Genomic DNA, 25,408 nt, shown 5'->3' with positions numbered 1-25,408 from the left:
ACGCTACGGCTCAGCGGTCGCGGCTTACCTCCTGACGCAACATGGCGTCGAGTGTATCCAGGCGCGCGCCGGTGAAGGCGATCGCCTGGCCAGGTTCGAATACGCGGCGGGCAAGGCCGGTCAGCACGCTGCCTGGAGGCAATTCCACGTGCAGGCGCACGCCGCGCTCATAGGCGGTGACGAGGGTGGCCTGCCACTCGACGACGCGGCTCATGTTGTAAGCCAGGTCGTCGCGCAGGGTTTCGGGATCACGGATCAGGCGCGCCGAACTGCCGCTCAGGTAACGCACCTGGGGCGACCGCAGTTCAACCTTGGCGAAGGCTGCCGCCAGCTCGCGAGCCGGTGCAGCGAGCAGTTCGCAGTGCGACGGCACGCTCATGGCCAAGCGCCTGGCACAGGCGGCGCCCAGTGCTCGGGCGCGCTCGGCGACCACTGCCATGGCGGGATCGCTGCCGGCGATCACCAGTTGGGTTTCGGCGTTGATATTGCCCAGGTACACCGGACCTTCGGCTTCGGCGAGCAGGCGCTCGACGCTGCCCTGGTCGAGGCCGAGGATGGCGGTCATGCCGTAGCCATTAGGGTACGCACGCTGCATCAGTTCACCACGCAAGGCGACCAGGCGCACCGAGTCGGCAAAATCCAGCGCGCCGGCTACCACGGCGGCGGCATAGGCGCCGATGGAAAGCCCGGCGACGTAGTCCGGGCGATGGCCACGGTCGCTCAGCAGGCGCGCCGCCGCCACGCCGGCGATCAGCAGACAGAGCTGCACGGCGCGAGTGTTTTGCAACGCTTCGGCCGAATCCAGCAGGCGCACGTCTTCGCTTAGCGCAGCGCTCGCCTGCTCGATGCAGGCCTGCACCACAGGCGCATCAGGCAAGGCATGCAGCATGCCGGGCTGCTGCGCGCCCTGGCCCGGAAAGGCCCAGAGCGTGCTCATGCCGCCACCTGCTGCGTTTGCCAGGGATCGTTGATCAGCAGCGGACCTTCCTGGGTTTTCAGCAATACGCGCGGCGACTCGCCGGCCCATTCGCGCAGCGCCACGGCGCCATGCGGAGTTTCCAGCTGCAGGTCGATACGCCCCGGCGCCTCGTCCAGCAGCATGCACAAGGTCCGCGCTTCGCCCCGCGAAACCGGCTCTGGCGCGCGCAGCAGCAGGTCGAGATCGCTATTCGCGTGCGCGGCGGCGATTCCACTGGCCAGTTCGAAGCCCAGGCTGCCGGTCACGCCCCAGCACAGGCCAAGCGCATGGAACTGCTGCGCCAGCTGTTCCAATGCCTGCAATGCCGGCCATTGCAGCTGTCCGTGTTGGCGCCAGTGCCTGGCGCGGGCAACCGCTTCGGGGCTGATCACCTGCCTGATCTCGCTCAGGCGCATCCAGGTGGCGTAACGCTGCTCACGCGCGGCGCCGCGCACACCCACCGCCACCCAGCCGGACGCGGCAGGCGCACGACGCACCACCACCGGTACATGCCCGCCCAGGGCGGCGCGAGCCCAGGCCGGCGCCTCCTGTGGCAGCTGCTCGGGGCGTAGGCCCCAAAGCAGATCATGTGGACGGGGTGTCGGGAACATCGCGGCTTCTCCGTAGGGTGGGTGCAACCCACCATTTCGCGTTATTTGGGGTTGGCGGATTTCACCCGCCCTACTTGTCTGCAGCAGCTAATGCACAAGGTGCCGCAGAGTCCTCTGTAGGGCGGTGCAACCCGCCATTTCGCTTCACCACTGCGCGCGCAAGGCCTCACGCACCGTCGAGGAAGCCGCGCGGTTGGCGGCGCCCAGGCGGTTGCGTAAGTCACGCGGGCTGGCGGCGATATCGACCAGGGCGCGACTGAGGGCGTCCTGAACATGGGCCAGATCAGCGCTGGTCGGCTGCGTCACCTGCTCTACATCGAGTACATCGGCTAGCAGGCCAAGCGAGGCGTAGTTGTCCAGGTCGTAGGCCATGGGCGGCACGCTGGCGGCCAGCGCCTCCAGTTCGTCGACGCTGCGCAGGGTGATGCGCGCGGCGGCGGCCTTGCCCATGGCGTGCACCATCACCCCGGCGTCGCGCAGGGCGAGCAGACGGTTGGCCTGGTAACCGTGAGCGAGGAAGGCGCCGGACATGGCCTTGCCCACCAGCAAACCGATCACCGCATGGCCGGCCAGGCGGGCACGGGCATAGGCGTCCACCGCGCCGGCCAGCGCTTGATGGATGCCGTAGGCCTCCTCGCGGCGGCCATAGGCCTGGCTCGGAACGTCGACGATGGCGATCAGCGCGCGCTTATGGGGGTTATCGCGGTCCGCCTCGATGGCTTCATCCACAGCCTGGGCCAGGCCCCAGCCTTCGAGCAGGCCGACCTCGCCGTTGCGGGCACGGGGGAATGGGTTGTTGGCATCGGCGATCACCGCCAGATAGCGCACCGCCTGGCCGGCCAGTTCGCCGTCGGCGACCCGCAGCGAGGCAGGCAAGCCCTGTTGCGGCTGGGCATCGCCGGCCAGGGCCTGGAACCAGTGCAGACCGCGTTGCTGCTGTGCAGTTGTCATGTTCATGCTCCCTGGTAGGCGCTGCGCACGGCAGCGGCATCGGACTGAATCGAGGTGTCGACGTCACGCAGGCGTTGCAGGAACCAGGCGTGGCGACGGCTGCGCTCAAGCTCGGGTTTACCCTTGGCGAACAGGCCGTGCAGCTCGCTGCGAATGGCCTCGACGTCATCGGCCACGTAGCCGTCGACCAGACCGCTGGCGTAGCGCTGCTCGCCGCCGGTCAGGCTCCAGATAAAGGGGCGGTCGCGCGAGTCGTATTCGTCCAGCCCGGCTTCCTGTTCGATCACCTGCGGGCCGTTGAGGCCCAAGCGCGCCTCACGGGTGACCAGCAGGTAGCTGCACAGCCCGGCGGCGATGGACATGCCGCCGAAGCAGCCGACCGGGCCGGCGACCAGGCCGATCACCGGCTGATACTGGCGCAGCTCGACGATAGCGGCCTGGATCTCGGCGATGGCCGCCAGGCCCAGGTTGGCTTCCTGCAGGCGCACGCCACCGGTTTCCAGCAGCAGCACGGCGCGAGTCGGCGTGCCATTGCGGTTGTCTTCGGCGGCCAACTCCAGGGCACCGGCGATCTTCGCTCCCCCCACTTCGCCAAGGCTGCCGCCCTGAAAGGCGCCTTCGATGGCGATCGCCACCGCAGGCTGGCCGTCGATCAGCCCTTTGGCCACCACCACGCCGTCATCGGCCTGGGGCACGATGCCCTGCTTGGGCAACCAGGGCGACATCAGCCGGGCGAAGGGATCCAGCAGCTCGCGAAAGCTGTCGGCATCGAGCAAGGCGCGCGCCCGCTCGCGGGCACCAAGCTCGGTAAAGCTACGCTGCGCCAACAGACGCTGAATGTTCTGCTCAGCCATGGTTCAGTTCCTCCAAGCCCTGTTCCAGGCGCAGGCGCACCACGCCGGGCGTGGCGCCAAAATCATGGATGGCGATGTTCAGCGCGGGCAGCTGCTGCTCGCCGAACATGCGCTCGAACAAGAGCTGCCAGCGCGGCGCGCTGCCGTTGACCGAGGTGACCACTTCGATCGCCAGCGTGCCGGCCTGGCCGGGTTCGAGCATCACTTCCAGGTCGCCGGAACCGACGCAACCGACCAGCGCGCGACCCTGGGCCGGTTGCCCGGCGGGGAATTGAAAAGATAGGGTTTCCATTTCACAGACTCCCAAGCTGCGCCGGCAGGCCATGCTGCAGGCGGTCGAGGAACAGGGTGGCGGCGAGCAGATCGGCAGCGCCGCCAGGCGAGGCACGCAGGTGCAGCATGTCGCGCTCCAGATCACGCAGGCAGCGGCGCCCATCGAGGCTGGCGCAACCACCAGCGGCGAGCACCGCACGGGCGCCGCTCTGCATGCGCGTCAGCCCGGCCATGCCGGCGCGGTAGAGCACGCAGGTGTCGGCCAGTTGGGTCATGATCGCCAGCAGCGCATCGAGGCGGGCGTTCTGCTCCCCGACCCCGGCGGCGCGACTGCGCGCCAGTTGCGGCAGCGCATGCTGGATCACTGACGGGAAGCCCAATTGCGCTTCCTCGCGGGCACCATGTACGCCATACAGACGGCAAACCTGCGCGCCATGGCTGTCGCCAGTGACAGGTGCGGTGCGGTCGTTGAGCAGGGCCAGGCGTGCGGCGCGCAAGGCGACTTGGGCCGGCGCCAGCATGCTCAGGTCCAGCGCAGCAGCGCTGCTGAGCAAACCCAGCGCCCAGATCGCGCCGCGATGGGTGTTGACGCCGCCAGTGACGCGCAGCATCTCCTGCTCGCCTTCGCGGCCGATGCGGCCGACGTCTTCACGCAGCTGCAGACCGATCTCGCCACATCGCTGGGCGGCCTCGGCCATGGCCTTGAAGCTCGGCCACAGGGCCAGCGCCGAGGCGTGCATCAGGCCCAGGTGCAAATCGGTGTGCGCGCCGCTACCCCGCCGGTCGACCAGCCCCGGCTTGGGCGACAGGTCGGCCTCGTCGATCAGCGCGTCGACGGCCAGGTCCGCCAGCCAATCGCCCAGGGACAACGAGAGCTGTGGCTGAATTGCAGTCAGTGCATTCATCACCAGCTCCTGAACTTGGCGGGCGGGTTGTACAGGCCGCCCGACCACTCGACCAGCTCGGCGATGCTCTTGGCTGCGAGCAGTTCGCGGCTGGCATCGGTGCGGCGGATGCCGAGGTCTTCGGGCAGGGCGATCAGCCCCTCGCGGCGCATGCGCGCGGTTTCTTTCGGGTCGTGGCGCAGGCCGATGGCGGTCACGCCGGCCACCGCGGCGATCATCGCCTGACGCTCTTCCAGCGAGCGCGCCTTGTACAGGTAGGCGATGCCTTCCTCGGTGAGCAGGTGGGTGACGTCGTCGCCGTAGATCATGATCGGCGCCAGCGGCATACCGGCTTTCTTGGCTACGTCCACTGCATCCAGACGCTCGACGAAGGTCGGTTTGCCGCCCTCCTGGAAGGTCTCGACCATCTGCACCACCAGCTTCTTGCCGCGTTCGAGCATGGTCACCGGGGCTTCACCACCGGGCATGGCCATATCCAGCCAGGCCGGGGTCGGGTGCCGCCTACCACGCGGGTCGTGACCCATATTCGGCGCGCCACCGAAACCGGCCAGGCGCCCACGGGTCACGGTCGAAGAATGGCCATCACCATCCACTTGCAGGGTGGCGCCGATAAACAGGTCGACCGCGTACTGCCCGGCCAGTTGGCACATCATGCGGTTGGAGCGCATCGAGCCGTCGCGACCGGTGAAGAACACGTCCGGGCGCTGGGCGATATAGCCTTCCATGCCCAGCTCGGTGCCGAAGCAGTGCACGCTTTCCACCCAGCCGGTTTCGATGGCCGGGATCAGCGTCGGGTGCGGGTTGAGCGTCCAGTTGCGGCAGATCTTGCCCTTCAATCCCAAGGATTCGCCGTAGGTCGGCAGGATCAGCTCGATGGCGGCGGTGTTGAAACCGATGCCGTGGTTGAGCGATTGGACGTTGTGTTTTTCGTAGATGCCACGGATCGCCATCATCGCCATCAGCACGTGCAACGGCTTGATATGGCGCGGGTCGCGGGTGAACAGCGGCTCGATATAGAAGGGCTTGTCCGCCACCACCACGAAGTCGACCCAGGAGGCGGGAATGTCCACCCGCGGCAGCTCGTCGACGATCTCGTTGACCTGGAAGATCACGATGCCGTCGGAAAACGCGGTCGGCTCGACCAGCGCCGGGGTGTCCTCGGTGCTCGGCCCGGTATAGATGTTGCCGTGGCGGTCGGCCTGAAAGCCTGCGACCAGGGCGACGTTGGGGATCAGATCCACCAGCAGACGCGAGTAGAGTTCGATATAGGTGTGGATGGCGCCGACTTCCAGCAGGCCGTCTTCGAGCAGCTGGCCGATGCGCAGGCTCTGCGGCCCGGCGAAGGAGAAGTCGAGCTTGCGGGCGATGCCGCGTTCGAACAGATCGAGATGCTCGGCGCGGCTGACGCTGGGCATGATCATGTGCAGGTCATGCAGGCGACCGGGGTCGGCCTGGGCCAGCGAGCGGGAAAGGAAATCCGCCTGCTTCTGGTTGTTGCCTTCGAGTACCACCCGATCACCTGGGGCGATCAGCGCTTCGAGGGCGGCGACGATTTTGTCGCCCGGCAATACTACGCTATCGGCTAGGTGACGCACCTGATCGAGTCGCCGCGCTTTTTCCGCGCGGCGGCGCGACCACTGCGGCGGTGGGGATATTGTTGTTGTCATTGATGACTCCACGAGTTCCGCTGTCGTGGAGGCACATTAGGAGCGTGACCTTGTGGTCATCAATCAAGCAGTCGACGCAATCGTTACGCCCAGGTTAACGATTGCTCAAGCGCGGGCGTCGGCGGCACCGTCCAACCCAGAGCAAGCAGGTATCTTGGCTACTTCCAAGCGGTCGCGGCCTCGCTGCTTGGCCAGGTAGAGCAGCTTATCGACGCCATTGAGGAAATCCAGCGGGCGGTCGTGCGCGCCCGGCACGATGGTGCCGACACCAAGGCTGATGGTGAGCATGGACGATACTGACGAGCGCTCATGGGGAATGCGCTGTTGGCGCACCTGCTGGCGGCAGCGCTCGGCGATATGACGGGCGGCGGCCTCGTCGGTCTCCGGCAACACCAGCACGAACTCCTCGCCACCGNNGTCGTTGAACTGCTTGAAGTGATCGATATCCAGCAGGATCAGCGACAGCGGCTGCTGAGTGCGTTGGGCATTGGCCCATTCGGTGGCCAGCACCGTGTCGAACATGCGCCGGTTGGCCACGCCAGTCAGGCCGTCCTTGTAGGAATACTCTTCCAGCTGCTTCTGCAGGATCAGCAACTGCTCCTCGGTCTTCTTGCGTTCGCTGATGTCGAACATGAAGCCGATCAGCGAGTCCACCTCGCCGTTGTCGTCGCGTACCACATGCACCACGTCGCGAATCCACACGTAGTCGCCGGCGGCGGTCAGCGCGCGGTAGTCGGCCTCGTGGTCGACGCCGTTCTGCGATTGCGACACGCAGAACTGCACCACCTTCTCGCGATCGTCCGGGTGCATGCGCGAGGCCCAGTCCTCGGCGCTGACCCAGCTGGCCTGCGACCAGCCCAGCAGACTCTCGATCTGCGGGCCGATGTAGGCGAAGGTCATGGTCTTCCAGTCGATCTTCCAGGGAATCGCCCGGGTGGACTCCAGCAGGGTCTTGTAAACCGCCTGATCAGTTGCTTCGCTCATGTCCGCCACCTGTGCCCGCCTTGCGCTCCGTTATAGCGCAAAAACGGGCGGCCAAGGTGACGGCCTGGCGAATGGCTATCAGGCCTCTTTGGCCTGCAGGCCGGCGTACAGGCGGGTCAGCTCGTTGAGCTGGCGGAACAGCGAGTCGGTGCTGACGGTGATCACGGTCGGCACGAAGTCACGCTCTGCATGCAGATCGATACCCTTGAGGGTGAAGCCCCAGTGGGCGCGGGCGCGACGCTGGGTGTTGGCGATTTCCTCGCTCGGCGTGCCGCGGGCTTCCAGCTCCTTGAGGATGGTCTCGAAATCGCTCACGGCCGTGTCCAGTTTGGCGTCCAGGTCCGGCGCCGGCACACGCCAGGACTTGGCCATGTAGAGCATGGCGATGCGCTGGGTCTGCACGCGTGCCCAGCCAGTGCGGTGCACGGAGGCGCCCATGGCGCCCAGGTGCTGGCCCATCAGGTCGCTGACGTGCTGCGTCTGCTGCAGCAATTCCTCGCTGGTGGCGAGCATCTGCGCAGCCTTGGCGTGCTCCGGCTTGGCTTCGATCTGCTGGCGATGGACGGTCCAGGTGGCATCAACCTTGGCCAGCGCAGCCTTGATCTCGGCGGTGGGCGCGTAGGCGATCAGCGCGGTGTGGCTGGCATCGAAGCGCTGGATGGTTTCCTGCAGCTGGCGCTGGGCCACGTCCACGCGCACATCGGCACCCAGCATCAGGTAGTTCTTGGCCATACGCTGGGTCAGCGAGCGCTGCAGGCCGGCCATGTTCATGGCTTCGGAATCGGTCAGTTGCGCCAGGCTTGGCATGCTCACCAGCGCGGTGCAGGCGAGCAGAATAAGAGATAGGTACTTCTTCAACACGTCGGTACTCCAATTCGGGGACGAGGCAATGCACCGCAGGCGTGCGCCAGCAGTGATGGGTGAACCCTTGAGTGCGGGGTTTTTATTGGAATGCGAGGGGCAGTTCGACGGGCGCAAGGCCCAGTTGCTGCGGAAAGGGCGCAATGATAGCTGCTAAAACGCCATCATTCTGTGCGACCAGTCATGAAGCGGACGACTGGTCGTCAGCGTTCGCATAAAAAAGCCGCCAGTCGCCATGAAACAAGGGGAAGAGCGACTGACGGCTGAGGAGTTGGGGTATCGACGCTCAGGACAGCAGGCTGACCACCGTGGACCTGCTGATATTGGCCTGGGCGACGACGGTCTGGGTCACCGCGGCATAACTGCTGGGGCTGCGGCGCATCAGGCTGAAGACCTCGCCGGCGAAGTCGCGCGCCCATTCGCGCTCGTTGTGCTCGGCATGACGGGCGAGAAACTCGCGGATCTCGTCCTGGCGATGGCTGAGCTGCTCACGCAACGCGCCGATCTTGTCCAGCGCCGCCACCACTTCGTCCAGCGCCCGGCGCAGTTCTCGCGCGCCGTCCAGGCGCGCAGCTTCGGGCAGGCGCAGCAGCTGGTCTTCCTGGCTGACGACGGGCGCCGCGGCCTTGGCCGCCAGCTTGCCTTCGCCCTGCATACGCAGCTCGCCCCTGAGCTGCTGCCACTCGCTTTCGCGGGCGCTGAACTTGAGCGCCCCGCCGTTATCGACTTCAGCACGAATGCCCGCCGGAGCGAGGCCGGCGTTGAAGCGGCGCAGGATCTGCTGCTCACTCAGCCCCTCGTCGAGCACCACCGCCAGCGGCTCGGCCAGTTTGCGCCCGGCGCTGAACAACAGGGTTTCCTTGCCGGCCTGCTGCACGCTGGCGATCGAATCCAGCCCCTGCAGGCTGAAGCGGCTGCGCACCGGCTCGTTGAGGCGCAGCTTGAAGCCGGCATCCAGCGCCTCGCCGGAGCGTTGGCTGCGTTCGCCAAGCAGCTTGCGCACCTGCTCCAGCTCACGCTTGAGGCCTTCGCGTTCGCCGGCCTGGGCGTTGCTCAGCTCGCGACTGAGGCTGAGCTTGAGCTGGCCGAGGCGGCCGGCCAGTTCGCCCAGATAGCTGTCGGCGGCCTGCATCGAGGTCAGCTGCTGATTGAGCTGCAGGTTGAAGGTGGCGCTCTTGCCGCGCGGCTGCGCAGCCTGTTCGGCAGCGGGCGCCTGCTTGCGCTGGCGCTGCACCGCCTGCTCGCCCTGCACCGGGCGCCGTGCCTGCGGATCGAGGGGCGTGACGACCGGAAGCTGTTTATCGACCTTGATCACCGCAGGCTCCTTACAGCAGGCTGAACAACGACATCTCGTTGATCTTCAGATAAGTCTTCTGCGTTGCCCCCAGGGCCAGCTGGTAGTTATTCAGATCGATGGTGGCGCCGGCATAGTCCAGCTTCGACAGCTCGCCCTCGATCTTCTGGTTGACCAACGAGACGTCCTCGTTGCTGTCGGTCAGCAGGGTCAGGGCGTTCTGCCGGCCGCCGAGTTCGGTGACCGAGCCCATCACGCGCCCATGAGCCTCGTCCAGGGCGCCCAGGGTGTCGACGATCTGCTGCCGCACGGCCGGGTTGGTGGCGTCCAGCGCCGGGTCCTGCAGGGTGTTGATCAGGCCGCGCAGTTCGTTGAGCACCTCCACGCCGGCGCCGAAGACGCTGGCAGCGGTGACGTTCTCATCGACCAGCACGCCGTTGGCCACGGCGGCCTGGCGATGCTTGTCGTTGCCGGTGACGCTGTAGGTCTGGGTCGCGGCGTCGAAGGCCAGCGCCGGCGTGTCGCTGAGGGTGCCGGAGAACAGGTAGCGGCCTTCCTCGTCGCGCACGTTGGCGAAACTGAAGATGGTGTCCTCGATGATCGACAGCTCGCCGGCCATTGCGGCCAGGTCTTCGCTGGCGTTGGAGCCGTTGGCTGCCCACAGCAGCAGATCACGCACGTTGAGCATGGCGTCGGAGGTGGACTTGAGGTTGGCCTCCTGCGTCGACAGGCTGCCGGAGACGTTGGCGATGTTCTTGCGGAACTGCTCCAGGCTCGCCTCTTCACGCTCCACACGCAGCACGCGCACGCTGGCGACGGGGTCGTCGGACGGCAGCAGGATGCGCTTGCCGGTGGCCATCTGCTGCATCAGCTTGCCCAACTCGGCGGAACTGGCGTTCATCGAGCTGTGCATCATCGAAGTGATCTGCGAGTTGGTGATGCGCATCATGGCTGAATCTCTCTAAAGCCGCGTCAGAACGCGGAAAGCATGTCGTCGAACAACTGGTTGGCGGTGCTGATGACCTTCATGTTGGCCTGGTAGGCCTGCTGGTAGGTCATCAGGTTGACCGCCTCCTCGTCCAGGCTCACGGCGCTGACGCTGTCGCGCTGCGACTGGGCCTGCTGGGTCACGGCGGTGGCGGACTTGAGGTCGGCCTGATTCTGCCGACTGTCACTGGCGACCTGGCCAAGCAGGCCGGCATAGGCGTCGTTGAGCGTCACCTGGCTGCCGTTCAGGGTGATGGTCTGGTTCTTCAGCCCGAGCAAATCCAGCAGCACTTCGTTGTTGCCGGTTTCCCCGGCAGCCGAGGACAGCGCCAGTTGCTCGGCCGTCAGCGGCTCGGCACGCAGGAGCGCGGTGGTACTGGAGGGGTCGTAGACGAACAGCGGCTGGCCCGGGTTACCATTGAGGTCGAAGCCGGTGGCGAGCACGTCATTGACCATCTGCGCGAGCTGGCTGGCCATGTCATGCAGCGCGTCCAGGTTCGGCCGCAGGCTGCCGTACTCGACCTCGTGGAGACCACCGAAGGCGCCGCCGAAGCCATCCTGACGCAGCGGGAAGCTGGTGCCGGCGAAGGCCAGGCTGACTTCCTGTTCACCGCTCGCGGTCATCGCCACCTTGAGCTGGCCGGCCGTCGGACCGGCCACCAGCGGCTGGCCGTTGGCCAGGGCGACGCTGACCGAACCATCGGGCACTTCGTTGACACGCAGCTTGGCGAACTGGCTGAGCTCGCCGATCAGGCTTTCGCGATGATCGCGCAGCGCGGTGCTGTCGCCCTTGACCGATTCGGTCTCGACGATCTTCTTGTTGAGCAGCGCGATGTTCTCGGTCAGGCCGTTGATCTCGGTGGCCATGGCGCTGCGTTGCTCCTGCAGCGCCTTGACCTGCGCGTCGATGTTGCTGCTCAGGCCGTTGAAGCGCTGCGCCAGGTTGCCGGCCTCGCTGATGATCTGCTGGCGCAGGGCGATGGAGCCGGGCGTGGCGCTGGCTTCGCTCAAGGCCGCGAAGAACTGGTCGAGACCGGCGCTGATGCTCGAGCCGGTGCCGGACATCAGCGCCTCCAACGCAGTCAGGTACTGCTGCGAGGCGCCATAGAAGTTCTGCTCGGTGGTCGCGCGCCACAGCTGCTGGTTGTGAAATTCATTGGTCATGCGGCGGATGCTGATCACCTCCACGCCGCCACCGACGCTCAGGCCACCCTGCCCGGCCAGCGATCCGGTGATGGTCTGCAGGCGACTGAAACCCGGCGTGTTGACGTTGGCGATGTTCTGCCCGGTACTGGCCAGGGCCACCTGGCTGGCACGCACACCGCTGTAGGCGATCTGGTTGAGGATGCTCACGAATTAACTCTCCTGCCGCTCGAAGCGCATCGGCTGAGCGAAAGCCGCCAGACGCGGCACACGGGCGTCGTCGGCAGCGAATTGGGCTGTTACCGATGACAGGGCGACGGAATCAGCGACGGACTTAAATTCGTCACGCGTCAGCGCCTGTTTGCCGGCCACGGTGCCGAGCAAAAGGCCGCTGTCGGCACTCAGGGCGCTGGCCAGTTGCTGGCGAGTCTGCGCGCTGAGCGGGCTGCTGGCCTGAACATCGTCCTTGGCCGGCATCTCGGTCTTGGCCAGGTCACCAAGGATCTTGCGCGTGTAGTCGCGGGTTTCCTGGAAGGGGATGCGCTCAATCCAGGCGCCCGTGGCGATCTCGCCGCTGCGCGGGTCACCATTGACCTTCAGCCACTCGTCGACGCGGCCGGGGCCGGCGTTGTAGGCCGCCAGCGCCAGCGCCTGGTGGCCGTCGTAGCGCTGCAGCATCTTGTCCAAATAGGCACTGCCCAGGCGTTTGTTGTAGGCGGCGTCGGTGGTCAGACGAGACTCGCTGAAGGGCAGGCCGAGCTCGGCGGCCATTTCCCGCGCGGTGTCCGGCATCAGCTGCATCAGGCCGCGCGCGCCCTTGGGCGATACGGCGTCGACGCGACCGGCCGACTCCTGCTGGATGACGCGATCGACCAGGGCGACGAAGCCTGCCGAGCCCTTGTCCCAGACCTTGCCGAGGCTGTCGATGCCGCGCTGCCAGGTGCTGCGCAGCGGCTCCAGCAAGCTGCTGGCGGAACGCTGCGGCAGTTCCGCCGAGCGGGCAGCGGCGGCGGCCGCGTCCATGTCCACCGCGCTGTCGCCACCACCGGACAGCTGCTTGACCAGCATGTCGGCGATACCGGTCTGCTTGCGCCCGGCCAGGGTCTCGGCCAGCACCTCGTCGTAGAAGTCGCGCATGGTGTCCATCTCGCGGCTGCGCATCGGGTTGCCTTCGGCGAGCACGTCGCTGGCCTTGCGCATCTGCTTGAGGATCTGCTGCAGGAACAAGGCCTCGAACTGCTCGGCCGCAGCCTGCAGCTGCTGCTCACGGGCGGTGCCGATGCCGTCGGCGCTGCCGCGGTGGCTGTTCATGTGTTGGGCGAGGGAAACGATGCTCATGGCTCAGATCACGATCAGTTCAGCGTTGAGGGCACCGGCCTGTTCCAGCGCCTGGAGGATGCTCATGACATCGTCCGGGGTGGCGCCGAGGCTGTTCACGGTGTTGATGATGCTGTCCAGGCTGGCGCCATCGGGCCACTTGAACATGGCGTTCTTGTCCTGGCTGACAGCAACGTCGGAGCGCGGCACCACGGCGGTCTGGCCGCCGGAGAAGGCGTTGGGCTGGCTGACCTGCGGGTTCTCGCTGATGGTCACGGTCAAGGTGCCGTGAGCCACGGCAGCGGCCTTGACGCGTACGCCCTGGCCGACCACCACGGTACCGGTGCGACTGTTGAACACCACCTTCGGCCGCTCGCGGCCTTCTTCCACCTCAAGGCCTTCAAGCATGGCCATGAAGCCGATGCGCTGGGTGCTGGTGATCGGCGCACGGATGGCGATCTTGGTCGAATTCAGGGCGCTGGCAGTGCCGCTGCCGAAGCGGCCGTTGACCGCCTCGACCACCTTGGCAGCGGTCTGGAAACTGGGCTGGCGCAGGTTGAGCATGACCTCGTCGCGCGTACTGAAATCGCTGGGGATCATCCGCTCGACGGTGGCACCGTTGGGCACGCGACCGCTGTTGGCGGAGTTGATCGCCACACTGGAGCCGCTCTGCCCGGTGGCATTCAGACCGCCTACGACCACGGCGCCCTGGGCCAGGGCATAGGTTTCGCCATCGACGCCCTGCAGCGGCGTCAGCAGCAACTGGCCGCCGCGCAGGCTCTTGGCATCGCCCAGCGAGGCGACGGTGATATCCACGGTTTGCCCCGGACTGTAGGACGGCGGAATCTCTGCGGTCACGGTGACTGCCGCGACGTTCTTCAGCTTGGGGTCGACGTTCGGCGGCAGGTTGATGCCGAACTGCTTGATCATGTTGGCCACCGACTGGCTGGTGAAGCGCACCTGGTTCTTGTCGCCGGTGCCGTCGAGGCCGACCACTAGGCCGTAGCCGATCAGTTGGTTGCCGCGGATCCCTTCGATGTCCACCAGGTCCATCAGCGGCACGGCGTGGGTCGACAGTGGCCAGGTCAGGAGCAGGGCGACGAGTGAGCGTTTGAGCATGACCGGGCCTCAGAGCGGGAACAGCGGGTGGGTGAAGAAACGCGTCAACCAGCCTGCCGAGTTGCTGTCGTTGAGCACGCCGCGACCGGCGTAGGAGATGCGCGCGTTGGCCACGTTCTGCGAGGACACCTGGTTGGCGCGGTTGATGTCGTCCATGCGCACCAGGCCGACCAGGCGGATGTATTCGTCGCCCTGGTTCAGGCGCAGGGCCTTCTCGCCCTTGATCAGCAGGGTGCCGTTGGGCAGCACCTGATGCACGGTCACGGCGATGGAGCCGCGCAAGGTGTTCTGCTGCGAACTGCGCGCTGAGCCGTTGAAATCACGCTCGGCTTCGGCGGAGCTTTCCAGACGGTCGTAGGTCTTGCCCAGCACCGTGGGAATACCGACGGACACACCCGAGCTCTTGCCGAAGCTGGTGCCGGCGCTCTTGCTCGACTGGGTGGACTCGTCGAGCACCACGGTGAGGATGTCGCCGACCCGCACCGCACGCTTGTCGCCGATCAACGAGCCGCTGTAGCCGCTGCGAAACAGCCCGCCCCCGCTGGTCGGTGGCACGCTGTAGTCCAGTTGCAAGGGTTCGTAATGGCTCGAGTCTTCGTCGGGCAGCATCTCGTTGAAGCTGGCACAACCACCCAGGGTCAGCAGCAGAGCGAGCGGGATCAGGCGCTTCATGGCAATCACACGGTCTGGTTGAGGAACTGCTGCATGCCCGACGCGGCGTCGAGCACCTTGGCGTTGGCCTCGTAGGCGCGCTGGATGGAGATCATCGCCACCATGGCCTCGACCACCTGCACGTTGGAGCCTTCCAGCACACCCTGCTTGAGGTTGCCCAGGCCCTCTTCGCCGGGCACGCCTTCGACCGGCTCGCCGCTCGCCACGGTCTCGCGGTAGAGGTTGCCGCCAAGCGCTTCGAGGCCACTCGGATTGGTGAAGCTGACCAGGGTGATCTGGCCCAGCTCGGAAGGCAGGGTATCGCCGGCTAGCACGGCGGTGACGATGCCGTCGCTGCCGACGGTGAAGCGGCTGCTGCCGGCCGGCACTTCGATGGCCGGCGTCAGGGGCAGACCCTGGGAGTTGACGATCATGCCTTCGGCATTGAGCTGCAGCTGGCCGTTCTCGGTGTAGTAGATGTCGCCGTTGGGCGCTTCCACCTGGAAGAAGCCGGCGCCGATGATGGCCAGGTCCATCGGCTGGCCGGTGGTCTGGATGCTGCCTTCGGTGAACACCTTCTGCGTGCCGGCCACGCGCACACCGCTGCCGAGCTGGATGCCCGACGGCACGGTATTGACCTCATCGGCCTGCGCACCCGGCTGCAATTCGATGGCGTAAAACAGGTCCTCGAACACCACGCGGTCGCTCTTGAAGCCGTTGGTGTTGACGTTGGCCAGGTTGTTGGCCACGGCGCTCATGGCCTTGTCCTGGGCGGCCAGGCCGGTCTTGCTGACCCAAAGTGCGGAACTCATGTGCGTTACCTCGTTTGTCTGTAGCCCGGATGCAATCCGGGGAAATCGTTCCCGGATTGCATCCGGGCTACCTAATCGTCAACTGCCGCGAATCATCCGGTTGCCGGCTTCGGACAGGTCCTCGGCGGCCTTCATCATCTTTACCTGGGTCTCGAACAGGCGGTTCAGGCTCATGGTCGCCACCAGCTGATCGATGGCGCCGACGTTGCTCGCCTCCAGATAACCGGAGACCAGTACCGGCGCTTCCATGTCTTCGGCCGGTTGGCCGTCGGTACGCGCCAGCAGACCGCTGGCATCCTTGGTCAGGTCGGCGGCATCGACATCCACCACGCGGATGCGATCGACCTCGGCGGTGACGAAATCGCCACGCGGGATCACCGACACGGTGCCGTCGCGACCGATGTGCAGGCTGTCGTACTCGGGCAGCACGATGGGGCCACCCTCGCCCATCACGGCGCGGCCGTTCAGGGTCAGGCGCAACTCGGCATCGACCTGCAGCGCGCCGTTGCGCGTGTAGCGCTCGGCGCCGCCATCACCTTCGACGGTGAAAAGGCCGCGGCCCTGGATCGCCACGTCGAGATCACGGCCGGTGGCCATCAGCGCGCCGGGTGCCAGGTTGACGCCGTTGTTCTTCACCCGCGCCAGGTGCCGGCTGTCGTAGCCATAACCTTCCACGGTGACGGCTTGGGCTTGCTCCAGGTCGGCACGAAAGCCGGGGGTGTTGACGTTGGCCAAGTTGTTGGCACGCACCGTGAGCGAGCTCATGGTGCGGCTGGCGGCGGTCATTGCGGTGTAACCGAGACGGTCCATGGGTCAGCCTCAGATCGCGCCGAACAGCACTTGTGTGAGTTCCTTGTTGGTGGTCAGCACCTTGGTGTTGGCCTGGTAGTTGCGCTGGCCCTCCATCAGGCCGACCAGTTGCTGGGTCAGGTCGACGTTGGAGTTCTCCAGCGAACCGGCCACCAGCGCGCCGAAGGGGCCGACACCGGGCACGCCGATCAGCGCCGCGCCGGATTCGGCGGTTTCCACCCAGGCGGTGCCGCTGATGTTCTTCAGGCCACCGGCATTGGCGAAGGTGGCCAGCGCCACCTGGCCCTGCAGCATGCGCTGGCCGTTGCTGTAGTTGGCGTAGACCATGCCGTCCTTCTCCACCGACAGACCGGTCTGCTCGCCCGCCGCATAGCCGCTGGCGCGGTTGGTGGTGACGACGAAGTCGGAGCCGTACTGGCTGGAATTGCTGTAGTCGATGGCGACGGCCATCGGGTCGACGCCCGGCAGGGCGAAGCCGACGTTGACCGGGCCGACCGGCGCGGTGAGCGTGCCGTTGGTGCCGAAGGTCAGTGCCTGCGGGCCGCCGACGGCGGTGTTGCCCTGGTAGTAATAGGCATCCCAGGTGTTGTCGCCAGTCTTCACGAAGTACTGGGTCAGGGTGTGTTCCTTGCCCTGCGAGTCGAACACCTTGGTGGTGTAGGTGGAGTTGTAGGTGTTCACGTCCGCCGGATCGAACGGCGCGGTGGCCGGCACGGTCTGGTTGGAGTCCAGGTTCATGACGAAAGCCAGGGTGTCGGTGGCGCGAGCCGGCAGGTTGGCGTTCTGCAGTTGCAGGTCGCCCATGGCGCCGACCAGCAGGTTGCCGGCGGCGTCCACCGGATAACCCTGCAGGGTCTGCCCGGCGGCGTTGACGATGTTGTTGTTCTTGTCGGCGCCGAACACGCCGGCACGGGTGTAGCTCAGGTCGCCGTTGGTATCACGGGTGACGAAGAAACCACCGCCGGAGATGGCCAGATCCAGGCTGCGCCCGGTGGTCACCAGGGAGCCGCCCTGACTGATGCTCTGGGTGGTGGCCAGCACCTCCACGCCCATCGCCTGGCTGTCGGCGTAGATGCTGCCGAACTCGGTGCGCGAGGACTTGAAGCCGGTGGTGCCGGCGTTGGCGATGTTGTGACTGATGGTGTTGAGTTGTTCGTTGACGGCGCTGAGGCCGGTCATGGCGATGTTGAAACTCATGGCGACTGGACCTTTGAATTGAACGAGTAGGAGGGTTCAGAGCAGACCGGCGGTCTGCGTCTGGCCGAATTCGGTGATGTTGTAGAAGGGCACGGAGCCGACGCCGATGACTTCCAGCACTGGCCCCTCGGCGCTGACGCGCACCTGGGTAACGCGACCGGCCACCTCGACCTTGGGGTACTCGCCGCTGTCGCTTTTGACCTCAACCTTGTAGCTGCCCGGCGCCAGGCCCAGGGCCTTGGGGTCCAGTTCGAAGGGCACGCGCCCCGGCGCCTGGGAGCCGAGGTCGATTTCCTTCTTCACGCCATTGCTGTCGGTGACCACCAGGGCCAGCTTGCCGGCGGCATGCTCGAGATTGACCTCGCCTTTGACCTTGTCTGCATCCAGCTCCAGCTGCTCGGTGGCGACCTTGACTTCCTGGCCGACCAGGCCGGCAGCGGTGAGGGTCTGCAGGTTGTCCAGCAGCACCAGGTTGCTCTTGCTCAGCGAGGCCATGTTTTCCAGGCTCTTGACCTGGCTCATGGCGGCGAACTGGTTGAGGAACTCGGTACTGTCCACCGGTTTGGTCGGATCCTGGTTCTGGATCTGCGCGACCATCAGGGTGAGGAAGTTGTTTTCCAGCTGGGTCGCGTCACTGACGTTGACCGACTGCTTCACCGCCTCGTCGATGCTGTAAGCGGGATTGTTCTGGCTGTTGTTGCTGACCGTGGTCATCAGGATTCTCCGAGCTTGAGCAGGCCCTGCTGCATGCTTTTCAGGCGATTGAGCACTTCGACGCTGGTCTCGAAGCTGCGCGTGGCCGACATCATGTCGGTCATCTCTTCGATCTGATCGATATCGGCGTAGAACACGTAGCCCTGGTCATCGGCCAGGGGATTGTCCGGCTCGTAGCGGCGCACCGGTTCGCGACCGGCGGTGACCACATCGAGCACCTGCACATGGGCGCCGCCCATGCCCACGCTGCGGGTCAGCTGGTCGTTGTTGTAGACGGCAGCGAACACCGGCTTGCGTGCCTGATACACGTCCTCGGCGTTGGCCGCAGCCGAATCGGCGTTGGCCAGGTTGCTGGCCACGGTGTTGAGGCGCACGGTCTGTGCATTCATCGACGAGCCGGCGATGCGGTAGATGGAGTCGAAAGCCATGATCAGCGCCCCTCGATGGCCTGTTTCAGGCCACGGAATTTCATGCTGAGAAAGGTCAGGCTGGTCTGGAAGTCCATGCTGTTCTTGGAGAACGCGGCCTGCTCCACACTCAGCTCGACGCTGTTGCCGTCCTGCGACGGCTGGGTCGGTACGCGGTACTTGAGATCGGCGCTGCTGGCGGCGAAGGCCTGCTGCAGATCGACTCGCTGCATCTCGCCAGCGAAATCGATATCGCGGGCGAGAAAGCCTGGCGTGTCTTCGTTGGCCAGGTTGGCAGCGAGGATTTCGCTGCGCTGCATGCGCAGTTCAAGCGCTCGCGAATGCACGCCCACCACGTCATCAATCCGTATACTCATTTACCGGTACCCTTAACCCAAGGTTGTGCCCAGGTGCCTTCAGCACAAAGCGTGCCCAACCCAGAAGAGAGCCGTATCACATTGATTTTCAAGGTATTCACAAGATCGAAAGACGACTTCCGCGTCGCCTTCCTTCCGCATCGAAGCGGGGGCGAGAGGAAAAGCGGAAAGGTTTTTTCCGCCTGTGCGTCGACGCTTTTCCTCCTTGCCCTGCTGCCGCTGAGCGCTGCGCGCGGCGAGACCGATGCCGCCAGCCAGATCGATCAGGCCGTGGCGGTACACATGCAGCAGATGCTGGCCGAGGAAGCCAAGCGCCAGGCCTGGCAAGGGCAGCGCCACAGCCTCAATATCACCCGGCTCAATAGCGCCGAACGCCTGCCGGCCTGTGCCCAGGCGCTGAGCGTGACGGTCAGCAGCGACGATCCCTCACCCCTGTCACGTCAACGCCTGGACCTGAGCTGCGCAGATGCGCCCGGCTGGAGCGTCACGGCCCTGGTGCAGGCCAGCGTGTTCCTGCCAGCCGTGCATGCCGCACGCGTGATCGAACGCGGCCAGACCATCGCCGCCGAACAGTTGCAATTGCAGGAAGTGAACGTCGGCAGGGCCTCACGCGGCTTCTATAACAGCCTCGACGAGGTGATCGGCCAGGGCGCCAAGCGCCGCGTGCGCGCCGGCCAGTTGATCGCGCCGAATCTGCTCACCGCGCCGCTGCTGATCCGCCGCGGCCAGCAGGTCACCATCATCGCCAGCCAGGACGGCATCTCCGCCTCGGCCACCGGCGAGGCCCTGGCCAATGGTCGCGAAGGCGAAGTGATCCGCGTGCGTAACCTTGGCAGCCAGAAGGTGATCGAGGCGCAGGTGGTGGAAGAAGGGGTGGTGACCAGCACCTTCAGGTAGGGTGTCATGCCACGTGGGAGGCGCTTGCGCGGCGAGCGGGGCTGGCGGGTCGCGGCTAAAGCCCCTCCCACAAATATGTAGGGCGGGTGCAACCCGCCACCATTGACCGGCGGGTTTCACCCGCCCTACGCCCAGCCCTCCAGGCGCATGGTCGCACGCACCAGGCGCTGCTCTTCCTGCTCGATCTCCTGCAGGTTGTCACGGATGCTGTTGATATGGTCGCGCGCGGCACGCTGGGCCTGTTCCGGCAGGCGTTCGATTACCGCGTGATACAGCCGTGAGTGCTGGCGGTCGATCTGCCGCTTCTGCGCCGGGCGGTGATAGAGGTTGTTCACCGAAGCGAACACGGTGCTGAGCATGAGGTCGGTCAGCGACTGCAAGGTGTGCACCAGCACCGGGTTATGCGACGCCTCGCAGATGGCTAGGTGGAAGGCGTGATCGAGGCGTGCGTGTTCGCGTGGGTCGACCGGATGCTCCTGCGCGTGGGCCGCGAGCATTTCCTCGTAGCGCCGGGTCAGCAGGACGAAGTCCGCGTCGGTGCCACGCAGCGCCGCCAGGCGCGCCGACTCGCCCTCTAGCAGGCCGCGCACTTCCAGCAGGTCGTACAGGGTGCGCGGTTGCGAGCCGAACAGGTGCATCAGCGGGCTGGCATCGCGCTCGCCGCTAAGCTTGGCCACCCGTGAATCACGCCCCTGCGCAGTGTCGATGATGCCGCGCCCACGCAGGACCTTCAGCCCTTCACGCAGCGCCGAGCGGGAAATGCCCAGTTTCTCGCATAGGCGCCGCTCCGAGGGCAGCGGCTGGCCCACCTTGAGTACGCCATCGACGATCAGCCGCTCGATGCGCTCGGCCACCACGTCGCTGACCTGCCGTCTTGCGACAGCCTGATTCGTATCCATTTCAACCCTCCCTGCAACTGGTCGTACCAGCTGGCACGAGCATACGCGCCTCATCCGAAAGCCATGTTCAAAGCCTATGAGAATAAGCACTTTGAGCAGCCTTGTGCGAAAGGTTGACGAAAGAAACTGGTCCTACCAGTGATAAAGACGATGGACGTAAAAATTCAGGCAGCCTAAACATACGGCCAATGGTCGCGGCATGACCGCTTATAAAAACAACGTTCACGATTGAGCCTGCCATGAGCATTCTGTACGACGAGCGCGTCGACGGCGCGCTGCCCAAGGTCGACAAGGCCGCGCTGCTGACCGAGCTGCGCCAGTGTCTGCCCGACCTCGACATCCTGCATACCGTCGAAGACCTGAAGCCTTATGAGTGCGATGGCCTGTCCGCCTACCGCACCACACCCATGCTGGTGGTGCTGCCCGAGCGCATCGAGCAGGTGCAACAGCTGCTCAAGCTCTGCCACGCCCGTGGCGTGCCGGTAGTGGCACGCGGCGCCGGTACCGGCCTGTCCGGCGGTGCGCTGCCGCTGGAGAAGGGCATCCTGCTGGTGATGGCACGCTTCAATCAGATTCTCGAGATCAACCGTGAAGGCCGTTTCGCCCGGGTACAGCCCGGCGTGCGCAACCTGGCGATCTCCCAGGCCGCCGCGCCGTTCGACCTGTACTACGCCCCTGATCCGTCCTCGCAGATTGCCTGCTCCATCGGCGGCAATGTCGCCGAAAACGCCGGCGGCGTGCATTGCCTGAAGTACGGCCTGACCGTGCACAACCTGCTCAAGGTGGACATCCTCACCGTCGAAGGCGAGTTCATGACCCTCGGCAGCGACGCCCTGGACGCGCCGGGTTTCGACCTGCTGGCGCTGTTCACCGGCTCCGAAGGCATGCTCGGCATCGTCACCGAGGTGACGGTCAAGCTGCTGCCCAAGCCGCAGGTGGCCAAGGTGCTGCTGGCCGCCTTCGACTCGGTGGAAAAGGCCGGCCGCGCGGTCGGTGACATCATCGCCGCCGGCATCATCCCCGGCGGCCTAGAGATGATGGACAACCTGGCGATTCGCGCCGCCGAAGACTTTATCCACGCCGGCTACCCGGTGGAGGCCGAGGCCATCCTGCTCTGCGAGCTGGACGGCGTCGAAGCCGACGTCGCCGACGATTGCGAGCGCGTGCGTGAGGTGCTGGCACAGGCCGGTGCCACCGAAGTGCGCCTGGCTCGCGACGAAGCCGAGCGGGTGAAATTCTGGGCCGGGCGCAAGAACGCCTTCCCGGCGGTCGGGCGCATCTCGCCAGACTACTACTGCATGGACGGCACCATCCCGCGCCGCGAGCTGCCTGGCGTGCTGCGCGGCATCGCCGAATTGTCCGAAGAGTACGGCCTGCGCGTGGCCAACGTGTTCCACGCCGGCGACGGCAATATGCATCCGCTGATCCTCTTCGATGCCAACGTACCGGGCGAGCTGGAGCGCGCCGAGGCCATCGGCGGCAAGATCCTCGAACTCTGCGTCAAGGTCGGCGGCAGCATCACCGGCGAGCACGGAGTCGGCCGCGAGAAGATCAATCAGATGTGCGCGCAGTTCAACAGCGACGAAATCACCCTGTTCCACGCGGTAAAGGCGGCGTTCGACCCCAGCGGCCTGCTCAACCCGGGCAAGAACATCCCCACCCTGCACCGCTGCGCCGAGTTCGGTGCCATGCACGTGCACCACGGCCAACTGCCCTTCCCGGAACTGGAGCGCTTCTGATGCAGCAGGATTTCGATGCCAGCGCCGCGCTGCTGGAACAGGTCAACCACGCGCTCAACAGCGCCACGGCGTTGCGCATCCAGGGCAGCGGCAGCAAGGCCCATCTGGGCCGCGCCACCACCGGTGAAGTGCTGGATACCCGCATGCACCGCGGCATCGTCAGCTACGACGCCACCGAACTGGTGCTCACCGCCCGCGCCGGCACACCACTTACAGAAATCGAAGCGGCGCTGGAGGCCAACAACCAGATGCTGCCGTGCGAACCGCCGCACCTGGGCGATGGCGCCACCCTGGGCGGCATGGTCGCAGCCGGGCTGTCCGGCCCGCGTCGGCCCTGGGCCGGTTCGGTGCGCGATCAGGTGCTCGGCACCCGGGTGATCACCGGCCAGGGCAAGCTGCTGCGCTTCGGCGGCGAGGTGATGAAGAACGTCGCCGGCTACGACCTGTCGCGCCTGATGGCCGGCAGCTTCGGTTGCCTTGGCCTGCTCGCCGAAGTCTCGATCAAGGTGCTGCCCAAACCGCGCCAGGTGCTCAGCCTGCGCCTGGACATGAGTGCTCGCGACGCGCTCAACAAGCTTGCCGAATGGGGCCAGCAGCCATTGCCGATCAGCGCCGCCAGCCATGACGGTGTCGCGCTTCACCTGCGCCTTGAGGGCGGCGAAGGCTCGGTCCTGGCCGCACGCCAACGCCTGGGTGGCGAAGAGATCGACAACGCTTACTGGCACGAACTGCGCGAACAACGCCTGCCGTTCTTCAGCGCCAGCGGCGCGCTGTGGCGCCTGTCGCTGCCGACCAATAGCGGCCTGCTCGACCTGCCCGGCCGCCAGCTGATCGACTGGGGCGGCGCGCAGCGCTGGCTGAAAACCGACGCCGATGGCGAGCTGATCCAGCGCGTGACGGGGGGGCTCGGCGGCCACGCCACCTGCTTCGCCGCCGGCCAGGTGCAACCTTTCCAGCCGCTGGCTGCTCCTCTGCTGCGTTACCAGCGCCAGCTGAAAAACCAGCTCGACCCCCAGGGCATCTTCAACCCTGGCCGCATGTACGCCGAGGTATAAGACGTGCAGACCAATTTGAGTGAACAGGCCAAGCGCCTGCCGCGCGCCGAGGAAGCCGAACGCATCCTGCGCTCCTGCGTACATTGCGGCTTCTGCAACGCCACCTGCCCGACCTATCAGTTACTCGGCGACGAGCTGGACGGCCCGCGTGGGCGCATCTACCTGATCAAGCAGATGCTCGAAGGCGGCGAAGTGACCGCCAAGACCCAGGAACACCTGGATCGCTGCCTGACCTGTCGCAACTGCGAGACCACCTGCCCATCCGGTGTGCAGTACCACAACCTGCTGGATATCGGCCGCGAAGTGGTCGAGCAGGCGGTGCCGCGGCCGCTGAACGAGCGCCTGCTGCGTCAGGGCCTGCGCGCCGTGGTGCCACGACCGGCGCTGTTCAAGACGCTGACCCAGACCGGTCTGGCCCTGCGCCCGCTGCTGCCGGCCGCGCTCAAGGCCAAGCTGCCGCGCGAGGTTCGCCCGGCCAAGCCGCGCCCGACGCAGCAGCATGCCCGCCGCGTGCTGATGCTCGAAGGCTGCGTGCAACCGGGGCTGTCGCCCAACACCAACGCCGCCACCGCGCGCGTGCTGGATCGCCTCGGCATCAGCGTCACGCCGATCCGCGAGGCGGGCTGCTGCGGCGCCGTGGACTACCACCTCAACGCCCAGGAAGCCGGGTTGCAACGCGCGCGGCAGAACATCGACGCCTGGTGGCCGGCCATCGAAGCCGGCACTGAGGCCATCGTGCAGACCGCCAGCGGCTGTGGCGCCTTCGTCAAGGACTACGGCCACCTGCTCGCCAGCGACCCGGCGTACGCGGCCAAGGCGGCGCGGGTCAGCGCCCTGGCCAAGGATCTGGTCGAGGTGTTGCAGGGTGAGCCACTGGAACAGCTGCAGGTACGCGCCGAACAACGCCTGGCCTTCCACTGCCCCTGCACCCTGCAGCATGCGCAGAAACTCGGCGGCGCGGTTGAAGGCGTACTGACTCGCCTCGGCTTCGGCCTGACCGCTGTGCCGGACGGTCACCTCTGCTGCGGCTCGGCCGGCACCTATTCGCTGACCCAGCCAGAACTGTCGCGGCAGCTTCGCGACAACAAATTGAACGCCCTGGAAAGCGGCAAACCGGACGCCATCGTCACCGCCAATATCGGTTGCCAGACCCATCTGGACGGTGCCGGACGCACACCGGTGCGCCACTGGATCGAGATAGTCGAAGAAGCGATGCATTGATCACGCCGATCAGGGCTAACCCTGCTTGTCGATCGCTAACCGTAGGGTGGATCACACTTCACCGATCCACCAAAGCGGTGGATGTAAAAAGCGACATCCACCCTACAACTGAACCCTCGGGAGAGGGATAAAAGTTACGAACACGAGGTATGCCATGCAACACAAAGCCGTACTCAGCCAGAGCGAAGTCAGCCAGATCATCGCAGCCGCCCGTAACGAAGCGCAGCAACAGGGCTGGGCCGTGGCCATCGCCGTGGTCGACGACGGCGGCCACCCGCTGGCCCTGGAGCGCCTCGACGGCTGCGCGCCCATCGGCGCCTATATCGCCACCGAAAAGGCGCGCAGCGCCGCTATCGGCCGCCGCGAAACCAAGGGCTACGAGGACATGGTCAACGGCGGGCGCAACGCCTTCCTCAGCGCACCGCTGATCACCTCGCTGGAGGGCGGTGTACCGGTGCTGGTGGATGGCCAGGTTGTGGGTGCCGTCGGCGTGTCCGGGGTCAAGGCCGAACAGGATGCGCAGGTGGCCAAGGCAGGAATAGCGGTGCTGTAAGCAGCGCGCATCGTTTTCTCCCCTCTCCCGCTTGCGGGAGGGGGGCTGGGGGAGAGGGCTGGAGGCGACGCGAAACGCCGCTATTCCCCTCTCCGTACGCGGCCCGCCCTAACCCTCCCCCAGAGGGGCGAGGGGACTGATCGAGACGAGAC

27 protein-coding genes are annotated in these 25,408 nt (G+C 65.9%); 5 read left to right on the top strand and 22 right to left on the bottom strand.

The window, feature by feature from the left end:
* Positions 1–10 precede the first annotated feature (10 nt).
* The 21 genes from mdcH to flgB form a co-directional block, all read right to left on the bottom strand.
* Positions 11–937, bottom strand: coding sequence for a malonate decarboxylase subunit epsilon (mdcH, locus tag B3P22_RS02370; RefSeq protein ID WP_296269702.1), 927 nt, complete (start codon positions 935–937; stop codon positions 11–13).
* Positions 934–1,569, bottom strand: coding sequence for a malonate decarboxylase holo-ACP synthase (locus tag B3P22_RS02365; protein WP_296269701.1), 636 nt, complete (start codon positions 1,567–1,569; stop codon positions 934–936). Before B3P22_RS02365 ends, mdcH begins: the two co-directional genes overlap by 4 nt.
* Positions 1,570–1,713: 144 nt before the next feature.
* Positions 1,714–2,520 carry a biotin-independent malonate decarboxylase subunit gamma gene (gene mdcE / locus B3P22_RS02360; RefSeq protein WP_296269700.1) on the bottom strand — a complete coding sequence of 269 codons (807 nt, stop codon included), beginning with the start codon at positions 2,518–2,520 and terminating at the stop codon, positions 1,714–1,716.
* A gap of 2 nt (positions 2,521–2,522) precedes the next feature.
* Positions 2,523–3,374 (bottom strand): biotin-independent malonate decarboxylase subunit beta, encoded by an 852-nt coding sequence (locus B3P22_RS02355; protein ID WP_296269699.1) that lies wholly within the window; start codon positions 3,372–3,374, stop codon positions 2,523–2,525.
* Positions 3,367–3,666 (bottom strand): malonate decarboxylase subunit delta, encoded by a 300-nt coding sequence (locus B3P22_RS02350; RefSeq protein WP_296269698.1) that lies wholly within the window; start codon positions 3,664–3,666, stop codon positions 3,367–3,369. The genes B3P22_RS02355 and B3P22_RS02350 overlap by 8 nt, the downstream gene beginning before the upstream one ends.
* A 1-nt stretch (position 3,667) precedes the next feature.
* Complete coding sequence (locus B3P22_RS02345) at positions 3,668–4,552, bottom strand: triphosphoribosyl-dephospho-CoA synthase (RefSeq protein WP_296269697.1); 885 nt, start codon at positions 4,550–4,552, stop codon at positions 3,668–3,670.
* The gene (gene mdcA, locus B3P22_RS02340) at positions 4,552–6,219 is read right to left on the bottom strand and encodes a malonate decarboxylase subunit alpha (RefSeq protein ID WP_296269696.1); all 1,668 of its coding nucleotides are present in this window, start codon (positions 6,217–6,219) and stop codon (positions 4,552–4,554) included. Before mdcA ends, B3P22_RS02345 begins: the two co-directional genes overlap by 1 nt.
* Positions 6,220–6,324: 105 nt before the next feature.
* Positions 6,325–7,203, bottom strand: coding sequence for a GGDEF domain-containing protein (locus B3P22_RS02335; RefSeq protein WP_296269695.1), 879 nt, complete (start codon positions 7,201–7,203; stop codon positions 6,325–6,327).
* 78 nt (positions 7,204–7,281) lie between these two features.
* Positions 7,282–8,064 (bottom strand): type IV pili methyl-accepting chemotaxis transducer N-terminal domain-containing protein, encoded by a 783-nt coding sequence (locus B3P22_RS02330; RefSeq protein ID WP_197857744.1) that lies wholly within the window; start codon positions 8,062–8,064, stop codon positions 7,282–7,284.
* Positions 8,065–8,350: 286 nt separating this feature from the next.
* Positions 8,351–9,376 carry a hypothetical protein gene (locus B3P22_RS02325; protein WP_296269759.1) on the bottom strand — a complete coding sequence of 342 codons (1,026 nt, stop codon included), beginning with the start codon at positions 9,374–9,376 and terminating at the stop codon, positions 8,351–8,353.
* Between the two features lie 13 nt (positions 9,377–9,389).
* Positions 9,390–10,307 (bottom strand): flagellar hook-associated protein FlgL, encoded by a 918-nt coding sequence (flgL, locus tag B3P22_RS02320; RefSeq protein WP_296269694.1) that lies wholly within the window; start codon positions 10,305–10,307, stop codon positions 9,390–9,392.
* Between the two features lie 23 nt (positions 10,308–10,330).
* Positions 10,331–11,698: a flagellar hook-associated protein FlgK gene (flgK, locus tag B3P22_RS02315; protein WP_275546601.1), complete on the bottom strand. Its 1,368-nt coding sequence runs from the start codon at positions 11,696–11,698 to the stop codon at positions 10,331–10,333.
* 3 nt (positions 11,699–11,701) lie between these two features.
* On the bottom strand, positions 11,702–12,826 hold the full coding sequence (locus B3P22_RS02310) for a transglycosylase SLT domain-containing protein (RefSeq protein WP_296269693.1): 1,125 nt from the start codon (positions 12,824–12,826) through the stop codon (positions 11,702–11,704).
* A 3-nt stretch (positions 12,827–12,829) separates the two neighbouring features.
* Complete coding sequence (locus B3P22_RS02305) at positions 12,830–13,924, bottom strand: flagellar basal body P-ring protein FlgI (protein WP_275546598.1); 1,095 nt, start codon at positions 13,922–13,924, stop codon at positions 12,830–12,832.
* A 9-nt stretch (positions 13,925–13,933) separates the two neighbouring features.
* A complete protein-coding gene (gene flgH / locus B3P22_RS02300; RefSeq protein WP_296269692.1) occupies positions 13,934–14,596 on the bottom strand; it encodes a flagellar basal body L-ring protein FlgH in 663 nt (220 codons plus the stop codon).
* A 5-nt stretch (positions 14,597–14,601) separates the two neighbouring features.
* Positions 14,602–15,387 (bottom strand): flagellar basal-body rod protein FlgG, encoded by a 786-nt coding sequence (gene flgG / locus B3P22_RS02295; RefSeq protein WP_072423629.1) that lies wholly within the window; start codon positions 15,385–15,387, stop codon positions 14,602–14,604.
* Positions 15,388–15,465: 78 nt separating this feature from the next.
* Positions 15,466–16,197, bottom strand: coding sequence for a flagellar basal body rod protein FlgF (locus B3P22_RS02290; RefSeq protein ID WP_074677691.1), 732 nt, complete (start codon positions 16,195–16,197; stop codon positions 15,466–15,468).
* A gap of 9 nt (positions 16,198–16,206) precedes the next feature.
* Positions 16,207–17,394: a flagellar hook protein FlgE gene (flgE, locus tag B3P22_RS02285; protein ID WP_079784970.1), complete on the bottom strand. Its 1,188-nt coding sequence runs from the start codon at positions 17,392–17,394 to the stop codon at positions 16,207–16,209.
* A 36-nt stretch (positions 17,395–17,430) separates the two neighbouring features.
* Entirely contained in the window at positions 17,431–18,108 is a 678-nt protein-coding gene (gene flgD, locus B3P22_RS02280) for a flagellar hook assembly protein FlgD (protein WP_296269691.1), read from the bottom strand.
* The gene (gene flgC, locus B3P22_RS02275; RefSeq protein ID WP_017676466.1) at positions 18,108–18,536 is read right to left on the bottom strand and encodes a flagellar basal body rod protein FlgC; all 429 of its coding nucleotides are present in this window, start codon (positions 18,534–18,536) and stop codon (positions 18,108–18,110) included. The genes flgD and flgC overlap by 1 nt, the downstream gene beginning before the upstream one ends.
* A gap of 2 nt (positions 18,537–18,538) precedes the next feature.
* A complete protein-coding gene (gene flgB / locus B3P22_RS02270) occupies positions 18,539–18,892 on the bottom strand; it encodes a flagellar basal body rod protein FlgB (RefSeq protein WP_296269690.1) in 354 nt (117 codons plus the stop codon).
* Between the two features lie 51 nt (positions 18,893–18,943).
* Between flgB and flgA the strand changes: the two genes are divergently transcribed.
* Positions 18,944–19,789: a flagellar basal body P-ring formation chaperone FlgA gene (gene flgA, locus B3P22_RS02265; protein ID WP_296269689.1), complete on the top strand. Its 846-nt coding sequence runs from the start codon at positions 18,944–18,946 to the stop codon at positions 19,787–19,789.
* Positions 19,790–19,914: 125 nt separating this feature from the next.
* Here flgA and glcC read toward each other — a convergent pair whose 3' ends face one another.
* Positions 19,915–20,688 (bottom strand): transcriptional regulator GlcC, encoded by a 774-nt coding sequence (glcC, locus tag B3P22_RS02260; protein ID WP_275546593.1) that lies wholly within the window; start codon positions 20,686–20,688, stop codon positions 19,915–19,917.
* A 239-nt stretch (positions 20,689–20,927) separates the two neighbouring features.
* Here glcC and glcD point away from each other — a divergent pair, with 239 nt between their 5' ends.
* From glcD to B3P22_RS02240, 4 genes are all read left to right on the top strand, one after another.
* Positions 20,928–22,427, top strand: coding sequence for a glycolate oxidase subunit GlcD (glcD, locus tag B3P22_RS02255; RefSeq protein WP_296269688.1), 1,500 nt, complete (start codon positions 20,928–20,930; stop codon positions 22,425–22,427).
* Positions 22,427–23,482 (top strand): glycolate oxidase subunit GlcE, encoded by a 1,056-nt coding sequence (glcE, locus tag B3P22_RS02250; protein ID WP_296269687.1) that lies wholly within the window; start codon positions 22,427–22,429, stop codon positions 23,480–23,482. Before glcD ends, glcE begins: the two co-directional genes overlap by 1 nt.
* 3 nt (positions 23,483–23,485) lie before the next feature.
* The gene (gene glcF, locus B3P22_RS02245) at positions 23,486–24,703 is read left to right on the top strand and encodes a glycolate oxidase subunit GlcF (RefSeq protein WP_296269686.1); all 1,218 of its coding nucleotides are present in this window, start codon (positions 23,486–23,488) and stop codon (positions 24,701–24,703) included.
* A gap of 154 nt (positions 24,704–24,857) precedes the next feature.
* On the top strand, positions 24,858–25,256 hold the full coding sequence (locus B3P22_RS02240; RefSeq protein ID WP_296269685.1) for a heme-binding protein: 399 nt from the start codon (positions 24,858–24,860) through the stop codon (positions 25,254–25,256).
* Positions 25,257–25,408: the final 152 nt, after the last annotated feature.

It is taken from the genome of Pseudomonas sp. UBA6323 (assembly GCF_002439135.1).
Lineage (GTDB): Bacteria > Pseudomonadota > Gammaproteobacteria > Pseudomonadales > Pseudomonadaceae > Aquipseudomonas.
Note: the sequence above shows the minus strand (reverse complement) of the source record. Positions and strands in the feature narration are given on the sequence as shown.

Coding starts and splice junctions, on each gene's coding strand:
- mdcH (WP_296269702.1), bottom strand. CDS start 937: ATGAGCACGCTCTGGGCCTTTCCGGGCCAGGGCGCGCAGCAGCCCGGC.
- B3P22_RS02310 (WP_296269693.1), bottom strand. CDS start 12,826: ATGAGCATCGTTTCCCTCGCCCAACACATGAACAGCCACCGCGGCAGC.
- flgH (WP_296269692.1), bottom strand. CDS start 14,596: ATGAAGCGCCTGATCCCGCTCGCTCTGCTGCTGACCCTGGGTGGTTGT.
- flgE (WP_079784970.1), bottom strand. CDS start 17,394: ATGAGTTTCAACATCGCCATGACCGGCCTCAGCGCCGTCAACGAACAA.
- B3P22_RS02290 (WP_074677691.1), bottom strand. CDS start 16,197: ATGGACCGTCTCGGTTACACCGCAATGACCGCCGCCAGCCGCACCATG.
- B3P22_RS02345 (WP_296269697.1), bottom strand. CDS start 4,552: ATGAATGCACTGACTGCAATTCAGCCACAGCTCTCGTTGTCCCTGGGC.
- glcD (WP_296269688.1), top strand. CDS start 20,928: ATGAGCATTCTGTACGACGAGCGCGTCGACGGCGCGCTGCCCAAGGTC.
- flgL (WP_296269694.1), bottom strand. CDS start 10,307: ATGATGCGCATCACCAACTCGCAGATCACTTCGATGATGCACAGCTCG.
- flgG (WP_072423629.1), bottom strand. CDS start 15,387: ATGAGTTCCGCACTTTGGGTCAGCAAGACCGGCCTGGCCGCCCAGGAC.
- flgD (WP_296269691.1), bottom strand. CDS start 18,108: ATGACCACGGTCAGCAACAACAGCCAGAACAATCCCGCTTACAGCATC.
- glcE (WP_296269687.1), top strand. CDS start 22,427: ATGCAGCAGGATTTCGATGCCAGCGCCGCGCTGCTGGAACAGGTCAAC.
- B3P22_RS02350 (WP_296269698.1), bottom strand. CDS start 3,666: ATGGAAACCCTATCTTTTCAATTCCCCGCCGGGCAACCGGCCCAGGGT.
- glcC (WP_275546593.1), bottom strand. CDS start 20,688: ATGGATACGAATCAGGCTGTCGCAAGACGGCAGGTCAGCGACGTGGTG.
- B3P22_RS02355 (WP_296269699.1), bottom strand. CDS start 3,374: ATGGCTGAGCAGAACATTCAGCGTCTGTTGGCGCAGCGTAGCTTTACC.
- B3P22_RS02365 (WP_296269701.1), bottom strand. CDS start 1,569: ATGTTCCCGACACCCCGTCCACATGATCTGCTTTGGGGCCTACGCCCC.
- mdcA (WP_296269696.1), bottom strand. CDS start 6,219: ATGACAACAACAATATCCCCACCGCCGCAGTGGTCGCGCCGCCGCGCG.
- flgB (WP_296269690.1), bottom strand. CDS start 18,892: ATGAGTATACGGATTGATGACGTGGTGGGCGTGCATTCGCGAGCGCTT.
- mdcE (WP_296269700.1), bottom strand. CDS start 2,520: ATGACAACTGCACAGCAGCAACGCGGTCTGCACTGGTTCCAGGCCCTG.
- flgC (WP_017676466.1), bottom strand. CDS start 18,536: ATGGCTTTCGACTCCATCTACCGCATCGCCGGCTCGTCGATGAATGCA.
- B3P22_RS02305 (WP_275546598.1), bottom strand. CDS start 13,924: ATGCTCAAACGCTCACTCGTCGCCCTGCTCCTGACCTGGCCACTGTCG.
- B3P22_RS02240 (WP_296269685.1), top strand. CDS start 24,858: ATGCAACACAAAGCCGTACTCAGCCAGAGCGAAGTCAGCCAGATCATC.